Source organism: Candidatus Glassbacteria bacterium (assembly GCA_019456185.1).
Lineage (GTDB): Bacteria > Gemmatimonadota > Glassbacteria > GWA2-58-10 > GWA2-58-10 > JAJRTS01.
The window spans coordinates 183,704-197,216 of sequence record VRUH01000001.1; the positions used below are offsets into that span (position 1 = coordinate 183,704).

At 58.7% G+C, this 13,513-nt stretch carries 8 protein-coding genes; 5 read left to right on the plus strand and 3 right to left on the minus strand.

Annotation, left to right across the window (positions count from 1 at the left end):
- Positions 1–68 precede the first annotated feature (68 nt).
- Both FVQ81_00835 and FVQ81_00840 read right to left on the minus strand, forming a co-directional pair.
- Entirely contained in the window at positions 69–1,238 is a 1,170-nt protein-coding gene (locus FVQ81_00835) for a DUF362 domain-containing protein (GenBank protein MBW7995121.1), read from the minus strand.
- Positions 1,239–1,334: 96 nt separating this feature from the next.
- Entirely contained in the window at positions 1,335–2,195 is an 861-nt protein-coding gene (locus tag FVQ81_00840) for a hypothetical protein (GenBank protein ID MBW7995122.1), read from the minus strand.
- An 819-nt stretch (positions 2,196–3,014) separates the two neighbouring features.
- Here FVQ81_00840 and FVQ81_00845 point away from each other — a divergent pair.
- From FVQ81_00845 to FVQ81_00865, 5 genes are all read left to right on the plus strand, one after another.
- The gene (locus FVQ81_00845) at positions 3,015–4,373 is read left to right on the plus strand and encodes an MFS transporter (GenBank protein ID MBW7995123.1); all 1,359 of its coding nucleotides are present in this window, start codon (positions 3,015–3,017) and stop codon (positions 4,371–4,373) included.
- Complete coding sequence (locus tag FVQ81_00850; GenBank protein ID MBW7995124.1) at positions 4,226–5,464, plus strand: hypothetical protein; 1,239 nt, start codon at positions 4,226–4,228, stop codon at positions 5,462–5,464. The genes FVQ81_00845 and FVQ81_00850 overlap by 148 nt, the downstream gene beginning before the upstream one ends.
- A gap of 634 nt (positions 5,465–6,098) precedes the next feature.
- Positions 6,099–9,245, plus strand: coding sequence for a PQQ-binding-like beta-propeller repeat protein (locus FVQ81_00855; protein ID MBW7995125.1), 3,147 nt, complete (start codon positions 6,099–6,101; stop codon positions 9,243–9,245).
- Positions 9,246–9,334: 89 nt separating this feature from the next.
- On the plus strand, positions 9,335–11,635 hold the full coding sequence (locus FVQ81_00860; protein MBW7995126.1) for a DUF4838 domain-containing protein: 2,301 nt from the start codon (positions 9,335–9,337) through the stop codon (positions 11,633–11,635).
- Between the two features lie 210 nt (positions 11,636–11,845).
- Positions 11,846–12,025: a hypothetical protein gene (locus FVQ81_00865; GenBank protein ID MBW7995127.1), complete on the plus strand. Its 180-nt coding sequence runs from the start codon at positions 11,846–11,848 to the stop codon at positions 12,023–12,025.
- On the opposite strand, the gene FVQ81_00870 is transcribed toward FVQ81_00865, so the two are convergent.
- The gene (locus tag FVQ81_00870) at positions 12,009–13,394 is read right to left on the minus strand and encodes a glycoside hydrolase family 10 (GenBank protein ID MBW7995128.1); all 1,386 of its coding nucleotides are present in this window, start codon (positions 13,392–13,394) and stop codon (positions 12,009–12,011) included. The two genes, FVQ81_00865 and FVQ81_00870, sit on opposite strands and share 17 nt — an antisense overlap.
- Positions 13,395–13,513 lie beyond the last annotated feature (119 nt).

Below are 13,513 nucleotides of genomic sequence, written 5' to 3' on the forward strand. Positions count from 1 at the left end.
TTCCGGTCAGGTTCCCGGACCGCGACCGCTTGCGTAAACTCTTTCCCGCCGGGTGAAACCAGTCCCGCTCAGATTTCCACCACTTTGTATTCGATCCGTTTGTACGGCTTGCGCTCGAACACGCCCAGGCCGTGCTCGGTCATGGCGTACTCGAGGAAGTAGTGGTGGTTCAGGCAGTCGCGCACCCAGGCCGGGGCGTTGTCTCCCTGTGTGTCGATTTCCTCGGCGATATGGTCCAGCATCACCGAGTCGATCGCCACCGGGTCCGCGGCCATCAGCAGTGAATTCGGCGACTGCTCGGGGAACGTGTTCCAGGGACGGGGGCACCAGACGTTGTTGTGCCAGTTGGCGAACAGGGCGTCGGCCAGGTTGAGCCGCACCTTGTCGCGGATACTGGGCGTGTTGCACAGGTCGGCGATGTATGATTTGTCGCCCAGGCCCTCGTGGAGTTTCTTGGGCGAGGGGATGGAGCCGAAATGGTTCTTCATCGCGCCGGTGATCCCGCAGCCGTGGTTTTTCATCAGGAACATGTTGATGATGTGGTCGGCGCCGGTGTAAGCTTTCGGCATCCAGAAAGCGCCGCCGGGAAGCGGCTCGTCCCTGGTGAAGGTCACCGTTTCCGACTTGTCCCACCGGTCGGGTACGGGTACGGTGGAATCGATCCAGTTGACCTGAGGAAAACGGCAGCGGCCTTTCATTATTACCGGGTGGGCCCAGCGCGAGGCGTCGAGAATGGTGAGGTTCTCCTGCTCGATCCCCAGCCCGTCGTGCAGCAGACCGATCACGGAGTTGACCAGCGGCATGGTCTGGTCCATCCGGTTGTTGGTGATTTCCGGATCGTAGGTTGCGTTGTTCAGGTTGAGCTTGATCGTGATTTTCCGGCCCGGCGCCACTCCCGGCATCAGCTTGCGCAGGGCTTCCGTGGCCGTTCCGCTGCCGGTCAGTTCGCGCAGCCCGCGCTCGAGCATGGAATCGACCACCTCGTCGTTGATATAGTCGAAATACCGCTCGGCGATCTTTCCCGGCTTGCCGTCACGCGGCTCCACGGTGTGATCCCAGGGAGCGTTGGCGCTGTAGTCCCAGGGCCTGGTGGCCTCGGAGCTGTGCACGCGGACTACGCGGGATTTGCTCTCCGCCGCGGCCCGCAGCTCGCCACGGCCTGTCAGCGATGCCGCCGCGAGGGCGGCCGCCGAAGTCCTGATAAAATCTCTCCTGCCGATATTTTTCCTGGCGTTCATCTTCTCTCTCTCCAGCTCTCAGAGTGAACCCGAATCTTCAAATCCGGCTTAATAGTTTACAGGTTAACCGCCGAACGCGCAATTGGTTCGTGATCCTCACCGCAGCGGGCCGACGTACCCGGTGCTGATCACCACGTCGTCGATCCAGTAGGTGCAGTCGTGCTCACAGTAGCCGATATAACAGCCGAACATCGCCATGTTGAGTTTCAGGCTTTCCACATCACGCCAGCGCATGCCGGTGATGTGCATGATTTTTTCCCCGTTTACCCAGGCGGCCTGTTCGCCGTCCTTTTCCCCCGGTCGGTTGGTCTTGACCATCACCTCGAAACAGTACCACTTGTCCCGCTCGATTATCACGGGAGTGTCGGGGTAAAAGAAATTGCCCCAGTAGTAACCGTCGGGCGCCTGTTTCATTTCGGGCCAGTATGTGTAGAACGCCACCTGCCCGGGAGGATCGGTATCGGGCATTGGCTTGAGGTCCAGCGTGGTGATAAACCGGTCCTCGCCCGTGGGCCTGCGTCCGGCCCCGCCCAGGACCGACTGCGGATTATCGGGACGGCAGCCCCAGAACTGGCACCAGTGCATGCCCCGGCCCTGATCGAAATCACGGGCAAACTTGACGTACCAGCGAATATAGGTGGTATCGTAGCCGGGCAGGAACCACGCCCGCAGCCAGCTGTCCGATTCCTTGTACTCGTGCCCCCGGATCAGCCTGGTTTCACCGGTTACGGCGTAGGTGGTAATCCGATAGGATTTTTTCCCGCTGTGCACGTGCTCCGGCCGGGACTCGAAATCCCCGCGCTCCGGGTCGTTTTTGTAGCGTTCCCAGTTATCTCCGAGCGCGCCGGATTCGAAACCCTCGTCGATAATTATCTCGGCGGCCAGCGGCAGTGCGGCAAGTTGCAGGGCTGTCAGGATTGAAATCGCGATTCGACTCAAGCGTGAGTTGCCGATCATTAACTTGATTCCATGCTCTGGAGTCATGCAACAAACAAGTAAGTACCGGGCATTGTGACCCTAAAGACTTAACACCCGGCGGCCAATTAAGCAAATATGAACTTATTCATATTATACCTATTTGGTTTTTAAAGATCAATTGTTTTGCAAATTTCCCTTCACTTACTAAAGTATAATTCCGAGGATATATTCAGAAGCGTGTTTCATAACTGCTGAATTGCATGGAAGACAGGCCGGGGAGGGTTTGGAACCCGTCCCTGCGGCGGTCGAATTTTAAAAATGACCGGTTCTCTCGTTTTTTTATGCTTTACACTCATATCATTTCCATTTGAGGGTTATGAAACAACCACTAGTGTGGTGTCCCGGAAGTATAAGTAATAATTCGACGCTCTGGCAATGGTCCGATCAACTCAAGCTGAAATCCCCCCTGCCCCCCCTTTGGCAAAGGGGGGAAGCAAATCCCCCTTGTATAATAGAGGGTAAGTGTTAGGATTGGTTGAAGCAACCGGGAAATCGTATCCCCCTTGGTCTGCGAAGACCGTTTTTAAGCTGGATCCCCGGTTGCCCCAGATTACTTCCCGAACAGTCACTAGAGCCGCCTCCGGCGAGCTCGTCTGCTGCCGGGTCTCTCGATTCAAGAAGGGAAAGACGAGAGAATTTCGCTCAGAATCGAAAAAGAAGGCGATCTTTATCGGTTTCATTTATAATATGGGGAATGGCAGATTCTGTTCTACCGTATCCTGACTGGAGCTTTTAAAGGCCGGTGAGTGCTGAATAACCGGCCGGGGAATCCTTTGAACCACTTTCGAAGGGAAATCAATGGCCTTGAGCAGGAATGACGAACTCAGGAAATGGCAGATAAGGATCTTCGCCACAGCCTGGATCACTTATTTCTCGTACTACCTCTGCCGCTACAATATGACACTGGCCAAGACTCCTTTCTCGGAAGCCTTCTCTTTCAGCGCGAGCGAGTTCGGCCAGGTGTTTTCGATGCTCACCATTTTCTACGCCGTGGGCCAGTTTGTTAACGGCCAGCTCGGAGACCGTTTCGGCGCGCGGACTATCTCCACCATCGGCGCCCTGGGCTCGGCGGTAATGAACCTCTGTGTTTTTGCTCTCGTCATGATCGCCTCACCTGCCCAGGCGGACCGGGGCAGCGTGCTGCGCTTCCTGCTGATCTTCTGGGGAGCGAACGGATTTTTCCAGGCGATGGGCTGGCCGCCGCTGGTGAGGCTGATGGCCTTCTGGTTCCCGGTCTCCGCGCGGGGAAAGGTAATGGGACTCTGGGGCACTTGCCTCCATTTCGGCGCCGCTGCGTCAGTTTTGCTGGCCACTTTTCTTACCGGCTATTACGTACAGAGCTTAAGCGGCGACTGGAGAATGGTCTTCCTGGTTCCCTCACTGATCCTTTTCACCATCGGTATCCTTTTCCTGATACTGATCAGGAACGACCCTTTGCAGCTCGGGCTCCCCTCTGTTGGTGCAGAAGAGCCGGGAGAGGAAAAAAGCGGCGCCGGGAACGGAAGGCGGACTATTTACCGGAACGTAATCCTGACTCTGAGTAATCCATATCTCTGGGTAATTGCTGTTGCATTTTTCCTGCTGGATGCGAACCGCTACGGATTCGTCAACTGGATGCCCGCCTACCTGGATGCGCACGCCGATGGTGAAGCGGGTACGCTGATGGCGAATTTCAAGAAGATCATGAAACTTTGCATTCACCCCCTCGCAGGGGCGGTTGGGGCGTTCACGGCCGGGTGGGCCACGGACCGGTTTTTCGGTGGCCGGAGAGCACCGGTGATTGTGGTGCTGCTTACACTGCTCGGGGTATTCTCGCTGACTTTCGCCTATATCGATCCCAATAATACTGTTCTGGTAGTAGTGGTCGTTGCCCTGGTGGGCTATTGCACTTACGGGCCTCACATGCTGATGGTCGGCCACGCGGCGCAGGACTTCGGGAAAAAGGAAGGAGCCGCCGGGGCGGCCGGTTTTATCGATGCAATGGGCTATTTCGGCGCAACAGTTGCCGGATGGGGGGCTGGAGCACTGATCGACAGGGCGGGCTACAAGGTGACTTTTGCCACATTCGGCTCCACGGTATTCCTGGCCGCGGCCCTGGTCGCCGTGCTCTGGAAGGTCGGGCCCCGCTCAGTCAGGGAGCGGGGGAGACAGGTTTGACCGACTCCGTCGAAAGATTCGAGCTCGCCCTGGCTCATAAAGAGCCCGACCGCGTGCCAATCGACTACTGGGCGGCACCCGAGATCACCCGGCGGCTGATCGATCATTTCGGGCTTTCCTGTCGGGAGGAACTGCTTCAGCACCTCGATGTGGACTTCCGCTACATCTCCGGTCCTGAATACACCGGCCCGAAATTGCAGTCAGCAGAGGACGGGTCCTGGAGGGTGGACCACTGGGGAGTCAAGCGGCTGCGGATGGAGCTCCCTTCCGGCGGGACTTACTGGGAAGTCAAGGACTTTCCGCTTGCCGCTGCCGGGTCGGTCGAGGAAATCAGGGACTATCCCGGTTGGCCCAGCCCGGACTGGTTCGACTACGAGTGTGTGCGCACCCAGGTGGCTGAGGCTCGAGCAACCGGAAAGGTCGTGGTCTTCATGGGCGACCGGATGAACCGCTGCGCTCAACTCAAGCCTGCGATGTACCTCAGGGGGATCGAGCAGATCCTGATGGATTTCGTGCTGAACCCCGGGATCGCCGAGTGCATTTTCAGCCGCACCGTGGAGTTTTATCTCGAGTATGCGCGCAGGACGTTCGAGGCTGCGGGCCCGGGGGGGATGGATGTTTTCATGACCGGAGATGATTTCGGTACACAGAACGGGGAGATCGTCTCACCCGGGATGTGGCGGGAATTTCTGGCGCCGGGTTTCAGGGAATTTATCAGACTCGGGAAAAAGTACGGCTTCCATGTGGCGCACCACTCGTGCGGCTCGATTAAATCGATCATCCCGGATATGATCGATTGCGGACTCGATATCCTTAACCCGCTTCAACCGGATGTCCGCGATATGGACCGCCGGGTGTTGAAAAGGCTTTTCGGGGAGAATTTAAGTTTCCACGGGTCGATCTCGATTCAGAAGACCCTGCCGTTCGGCACTCCGGACCAGGTCCGCAGCGAGGTGAAAGAGCGCTTTGAAACTCTTGGCCCCCACGGCGGCTTCATTTTCTGCACGGCGCATAACATCCAGGCTGACACTCCGCTCGAGAACATCACCACCCTCTTCGACTCCTACCGGGATTTCGGCCGGTACGGCTAACAAAAGGCCCCGAGCCGATCGATCACGTAATCGATTTCACTTGCCGGAGTAGCTCTTCCCAGACTGAAACGGACAGCTCCCATCCCGGCTACTTCCGGCAGTAAATTCTTTTTTCAAGATTCATGAATAATGCGGGGTTATACCCCTGTGCGGAGTGCATTTACGACAGCCAAAGGCGCCCCGCAATCGACGATTTCCATTGCGGGCAGGCCTGATTATCATAGCACAGAGATAAAGCCGCTCAGCGGCTAAAGGCGGATTGTCTTTTTTTGCAACGTACCCCTCGATCCTCACTGCTCCACTACCCCCAAATGGCGAATTCCACTGTATTAACAGTGGGAGAACAGTCTCTTTTTTCCTGCTCAGAGCCAGAAACTCATTGATACTCCTGGTGAGAACGGCTAATTTAGCATGAAAGTCAATAAAGAAACTCTTGGTTCGGGACGGAAAAAGCGAAAGCCCGGCTCCAAAATCGAAAAAGCAGATTTAGATAATCTCTATCAACTTTGATTTGGTGAATGTCGGTATAAACCCTGATACTCTGTTCTCGGCCTCTGTCCCCGCCGGGACATACCGGCCGCCTGCCTGTTGGCAGCGGCCCGGACACATTCTCGCCACAGGAGCCAAGCCCACCATGCTCTCTGTCATTTCCTACGCCGCCATCCTGCTGCTTTGCGCAGCCTGCCCGCTCCGGGCGGATTGGAACCAGTATCGGGCCGATGCCACCCGCGGTGGATTCACTGCCGAGCCGCTGCCCGACAGGCTCTACCTCCAGTGGGTCTTCCATCCGGCCCAGCCCCCGGCACCCGCCTGGCGGGGAGTAGACACCCGCATGCCGTTTGATTACGCCTTCCACACAGTGGCCGCCGGGGGAAAACTGTTTTTCGGCAGCAGCGCCGACTGCAAGCTCTACGCCCTGGACGCGGAGAGCGGCAGGGAACTCTGGAGCTTCTTTACCGGCTCGCCAGTGCGTTTCGCCCCGGCTGTCCGGGGAGAGAGGCTTTACGCTCTCAGCGATGACGGTTTCCTCTACTGCCTGTCGGCCGCCGACGGCCGGCTTCAGTGGAAAGTGCGCGGCGGCCCCGGCGGTGGCCTGGTGCTGGGCAATGACCATCTGGTCTCGCGTTGGCCCGCGCGAGGCGGGCTGGCGGTGGTTGGCGACACGGTGTTTTTCGCCGCGGGAATCTGGCCCAGCGAGGGGATTTACCTCCATGCCGTTGAGGCCCGCACCGGCGGTTCCATCTGGGTTAACGACAGCAGTGGGGGGATGGTGATGGACAAGCCCCACGGCGGAGCGCGAGCCAGAAGCGGAGTCTCGGCCCAGGGCTACCTGGCGCTCGACGGCACGACCCTGCTGGTGCCCACAGGCCGCTCGGTCCCCGCCGCGTTCGACAGCCACACCGGCCGGTTCCGCTACTTCCACCAGCAGAACAACCGCTCGCTCGGTGGCTCCAGGGTGATGGCCACGGCGGGGTTCTTTCTGGCCGATGCCGGCAACTCACGCTCGACCGAGTTGAGAGCCGGCCCGCACAAGGCGCTGTTCCGCGCCTCGGACGGCTCGCGGGCGGCAGTCAACGAGCTGCACGCCACGGCGGTCGCCTGCACTCCCGATGGATGGCTCTACTGTTCCGACCGCTCCGGGTTTCATGGCTGGGACCTGGACAGCGCGTTCGAGCAGCGGCCGGTCCGTGACCGTAACGGCCAGGCCAGCCCCCGCGATTACCTCAAAGCTCCCTCGCTGAATATTCCAACTCCGGGTTTCACCGGCGGTGTATCGCTGATTGTCGCCGCAGACAAGGCGGTGATGGGTACGGCCGACGGCCGCGTGGCCGTGGTGGACCTGACCGGTGAACGGCTGGCCTGGTCGGCGGCGATCGAGGGCCGGCCGCTGGGACTGGCCGCCTGCGGGGGCAAGCTGTTCGTCAGCTCGGACAATGGCTCGATCTACTGCTTTGGCGGAGAGGCGACTTCCGGGCCGGAACATATCCACCAGCCGCGGGTCAACGAGCCTTACGGGGACAACAGCCTGTACGAGCGGGCCGCACGCGAGATAATCGAGCGCACGGGAGTTACCGAGGGCTACTGCGTGGACCTGGGCTGCGGCGATGGCCGGCTGGCCTTCGAGCTGGCCCGGCTGACCAACCTGCGGATCTACGCCGTCGACCCGGACCCGGAGCGGGTGGCCCGCGCCCGCCGTCTACTCGATTCAGCCGGGCTGTACGGCACGCGGGTCACGGTCCACCTGGCCGACCCTCAGGCAACTGATTACCCGGATTATTTCGCCAACTTGGTTGTCTCCGCCCAGTCGGTCGAACAGGAAGCTCAAGCGTTCGCCGGGGCCGAGGCCCGGCGGCTGATGCGGCCCTGGGGCGGGATGAGTTGTGTGGGCCGGCCGGAGCGGATGGAACTCGAGCGCAGGGAAGCGCTGGCCGGGGCCGACCCCGAGTGGAGCCACCTCTACCACGATCCGGCCAACACGCTTTCGAGCTCGGACAGCCTGGTCGGCGGAAAACTTTCCATCCTCTGGTACCGGGACAGCGACCAGTTGATGCCCTCGCGCCACGGACGCGGAGTGGGGCCGCTGTTCAGCCGGGGTCTGCTGTTCGTCCAGGGGATCGACGAGCTGCGCGCAGTGGACGCCTACAACGGCCGCCCGGTGTGGTCCTACCCGTTGATGGACCTGATGAAGGCCTACGACCAGGAACACCTGGTGGGAGCCGCGGCCACCCAGGGCAATATCTGCCTGGAAGGCGACAGGCTCTATCTCCGCTCGCCGGGAAACCCGACCGACGGTGATTTCGCGGGCAAGAGCTGCCTGGTGCTGGACGTGGCCAGCGGTAGGAAAATCGCCGAGTACACGATCCCCGGCGACGATGAAAACAGTGAAGGCAGTAAATTCTGGGGCTACCTGGCCGTGCAGGACGGTATCCTCTACGGTTCGGTGGCGAACACCGATCACGTCCTCGAGTACTCCTACCGTGAGTCGGACATGAACAAGCTGTTCTCCGAGTCGAAGCGGTTTTTCGCCCTGGAAGCCTCCACCGGCGAGCGGCTCTGGAGCTTCACCCCCGAGCATTCGATCCGGCATAACGCCATCGCTATCGGCGGCGGCGCGGTGTACCTGATCGACCGCCCGCTGGCCGTCTCTGACGCGGTGGTGCGCAACCCCCACCGGGCAGGCAGGACCCTCACCCAAAGCGACCTCCACCCCGAGGGGACCTTGCTGGCGCTGGACGCCCGCACCGGGAGCGAACTCTGGCGTTCTCAGGAGAAGGTTTTCGGCACCCTGCTGGTGTTGAGCAGCGAGCGGGACGTGCTGCTGATGAGCTACCAGGACACCCGTTTCAAGCAGGATTCTGAGTTTGGCGGAAAGATGAGGGCCTTCCGCGCCTCGTGCGGGGTAAGGCTCTGGGATGTGGGCATAGAGAAAAAGAAAGGCTACAACTACAGTTCCCGGCCGCTGGTTATCGGCAATACGGTCTACCTCGAACCCGGCGCCTGGGAACTGGAGACCGGCATGCGCCTGGATTTCAGCATGGCCCGCTCCTACGCCTGCGGGATTATCACCGGCTGCCCGGAGATGCTGGTCTTCCGCTCGGCCACGATGGGCTACCTAGACCTCACCCGCGGCGGCTCAACTGAGAACTATGGTGGAATCCGTCCCGGCTGTTGGATTAACGCCTTACCGGTAGGCGGGCTGGTGCTGATGCCGGACGCCACCGCCAGGTGTGACTGCAGCTACCTGATCAAGGCCAACATAGCGTTGGCGCCCACACGCTGAAAGTCAACGATCCCGGGTTTTGCCTGAATTTACTTCTATCTCGAAACGAACAGTTCGGTTTTCATCCTTGAATCCGTTTGAGAGGAATCATGGTAAGACCGGTTGAATCGCCAGCGAGTAAAATCCTGTTGTTCATCTTGCTGTCTTTCTGCGCAGCCTGCTCCAGGGAAGAAATGCTGATTTCAGACAATGGTAATGCCCGGCTGGCGATCGTTACGGATTTTGGAGATTACGCTGACAACGCTGCGGCAGCCGGCAGCGAGGACCTGGTTGACTGGAACAGCCGGGATGAGCGGGCAGCTACTGTCTGTACCGAGGCGTTCGCGGCGATGGAACTGAGGACATTCCTGTGCAGGATAGCGGGCCTGGATCAAAGTGACAGCACGGTAATCCCGATCCTCGAACCCGGGGATAAGGTGATGGAAGTCGATAATGTCATCGTTGTCGGGCAGACGGCCGGCAGGAACATCTATCGAGAGCTGGACCGGGAGATCGAAAGCGCGAGCGGCGATGCATTCATTATCAGAAGCGGCAGGCTAGACGGGAAAAACACAATTGTTATCAGGGGGAAAACCAGGTCCGGAACCCTCTATGGTGTCTACCACCTGCTGAATTTACTCGGATGCCGCTGGTATGCTCCGGGCCCCGATGGAGAGATTATTCCCCGCAGGGACAGACTGGTGCTGGGCAACCTGGATATTACCAGGCAGCCGGCGGCGGAGATAAGAGGCTTCTGGGTTTCAAACGGCAAAGTGGAGGCCGAGGTCAATGACATGACCTGGGAGGGCCGATTGACCGACAGGGGTGACGATGCGTTTTTTACCTGGATGGCCAGAAACCGCCTTAACTTCTTCTGGAACAGGGAAGAGGAATGGCGGTCGATGAAGAAACTCGGTATCGGCCTTACCGCCGGGGAGCATGTCACCTATTACGAGCTTCTCAGGGCGGACAAACCCTACCCATACGACCACAGCCTGTTCCACGATGACGGCAGTCTGCCGGAGGACCCCTATCCAGTCGGCGATGAATACAGGGGCGATCTCGACAATGACGGCACGTTGTCTTACGCCGAAGCGCATCCGGAATGGTACGGGATAACCAGGGAAGGCGAAAGATTCTTCCCGGTAAGGCCCTTCGGCACCAACTACTGCACATCGAGCGAATCAGGCTTTGCCGAACTGATGAAAAACATCATTGTCTATCTCCGCAATGGCGATGGGCATAATGCGGATACGTTCAGTTTCTGGCCCCTGGATGGAGGTGAATGGTGCAGCTGCGCCAGGTGCAGCGCGGAGGACAAAAACGACACGGATATATTGCTGGAACTGGTTTACAAAATACGGCAGGGTCTGAAACAAGCTTACCATACCGGTGAACTCGACAGGGACATCCCGGTCCACAGCCTGATATACGTGCAGACCAAAACTTTGCCTTCCCGCGAGCTTCCCGCGGATTTCGACTATGACAACATAGTGTTGACTTACTTTCCGATCGGCCGCTGTTACGCACATAATTTCAACGACACGCTCTGCACCGAGGTAAACTGCAAATACCTGCAAGTGCTGCTCGATTGGAGTTCCGAATCCTGCCTGTACAGGGGCAAGCTCCTGCTGGGCGAATACTACAATATCTCCGGTTTCAGGGACCTGCCGTTGGTTTTCAAGACCACAATGGCCAACGATATTCCCTTTTATCTGAATTCGGGGATCGCAGGCCTTCACTACATGCATCCATCAATCGCTGAAATGGGGGTTCGCCGGCTGATCAACTACCAGTTGGCGCAAACGCTGTGGGACCCCGAGCTCGATACGGACCAGCTGCTGGATGATTACTTCAACAGTCTCTATGGCCCGGCGGCACCAGCGATGAAAGAGTTCTACGACTTGCTGGAAACAGCAGTGGCCAATGTCAAGGCCTGGCGGTATTATCTCCGGCCGCGGATAAATGCGGTAGCCTCAGGCAGGGCCGACTCGATCTTTCCAATTCCAGTGATGAAAGAGCACCTCCACTACCAGGCCTGCTCTTCTGAAACCGACGACGCCCTGGACTGGATTCCGATGATTGAAAAAATCCACCAGTGCAGGAGCGCCCTCGACCGAATTCTGGCCGCTGACCTTCCTCCTGCCCTACGGCGCCGGATCGAGGAGGATGAGTACGGCTTCCAGCACCTCGAAGCTAGCACCGATCTGTTCGACAGCCTGATTATTCTGATCACGCAGCAGGGTTCCGCCGGCGCCGAATATGATAGAGCCTTGCTGCGGGCCCGGAAGGCGGCCGAGTTTCTCGGCAGTTACAGGATAAAAAGCCCGGCGCTGGGAGTTGCAAACGCTTACGAAGCCACCGATCTCGTGGAAGCCTGCCGGATACTTTTAGCTGGGTACGACAAATGAAATACTCTGCATGCGAGTCTGCGGGGTAACGGATGTTCGATTTGATCGGTTTTGACTCCACCCCACGGGCGAACACGCGGGTTCACCCTAGAGCTGATCTGAGGCGGTTAGCCCCGGAGCAAAGCTGCGGGGGATTCCCTTTGATTGAATGCTGGAAGAAATGGTGGGCAATATTCGAAATTATCGGCGGGCAGGTCATCCGAAGTTCAGATGGTTATCTTTATTTCCTCGGGCGCTAACGTGGCCGCCGCTGCCAAGCTGCTGGAAGGTCCCTGCCGGGGACGTACCGTGGCCGTGATGCTCTGCGACAGCGGGCTCAAATACCTGAGCACCGACCTCTGGCCCCCGCTGGATCAACAGCCAGGGGCACTGCCTACTTCTCCACCGTAAAAACCCAACTGTTCTGTTCGTCTCGCCGCAGCTTCACATCCCATGCCTTTTCCCGGCCACCGGCTATTCTCAGTTCAATCAAGTAATCTCCCAAAAAAGCCCGGAAGCTGACCTCGCCCCCGGCATCGGCAGTCAGTTCCAGGTTGGTTCGCCACTTTTCGTGCAGCAGTTCTTTGACCTTGTGGTAGACCGGCTTGGGCCGGTAACGTTCATCCAGCAGGCCGCCGCCCTTCTGCCAGACGTTGCGGTCGGTAAAGCCCCAGAAGTTAAACGACATCATGCCGGGCTGGGCAAACGCCAGGGTAAGCATCTGCTCGGTAAACTGGCTCTGTGCCTCCAGGTCCCATTCTCCGGTACGCCAGCCGCCGGTGATCTGCTTACCCCCGGATTGGGGTGTAAACTCGGTCACGTGCAGCGGCAGCCCCAGTTCGGAAATCCGCCGGTAGGTTTTCAGCACCTGGCGGGGCGGGTACCATTCCTGGCGCGGTTCGTGGGCCTGGATCCCCAGGCCTGAAATTGGCACTCCCCGGCGCAGCAGTTCCTTGACCAGTTGGTAGAAATTCTCCCGGGTTTCCTCTTTGGTAATCTGGTAGAAATCATTCAGCACCAGGTGTGCACCCGGGTTGGCCTGGTGGGCCCAGCCAAACGCCTGCTCGACCAGGCCGGCGTTCACCTCGGGCCCCACGGCAATCCAGACCCCGCTGCTGTCGTCCGTCCAGGCCCGCGTGTTCACCGCCTCGTTGACCACGTCCCAGAGATCTATCTGGCCGGTCCAACCGCCCACGGCGTTCTTTACCCGGGCTGCCAGGTATTCCAGTTGCTCGCTGTCCGAATATTTTTCAATCCAGGCTGGTTTGCCGCTGGGGGCGGTCCAGACCAGCGGGTGCCCTTTGGCGGTGATCCCATTGGTCAGGCACCATTCCAGCACCGGCTCCATCCGCCGCCAGAGGGGTTTGCCCTGTTCGGGCTCGTAGGCCGCCCAGTAAAACGGGAAAATGGCGAAATTGAAGATCTCCTTAAAGCGCGCCCGGTAGGTTTCAGGGTTGTAGGGCTGGCCCTCGCGGATCTGGTCAAAGATGATGCTGCCCACCAGGAACGGCGAATTCTGCTGCTTGATGCTGACCCGTACGCCGGAAATCGGCTGGCCCTCTGCATCTACAAACCGGATCCGGGCATCAGTTTTCCGGTACTTTTCGATGTCACGCTCGGCCTGCTGCATCAATTCGCGCTCGACCCGGACCACTTCGGCCGAGGGCTCGTCCATGGCAAGGGCAACTTTAGTGGTTGCCACACAAAGCAAAGTTGCCAGCAGCAATGTAAATGAAATCCGCATAACGGTCTCCTTCACTCCAGAGTATTCAATCGACATTCACCATATCAAAATTGAAACAGGAAAAGATCGCCTTCTTTTTCGATTCCGAGCGACAACTTTCATCTTTTTCAGCTTGAAGCGAGAGATTTCCATCGTCTCTATGAAAAATTATCCGT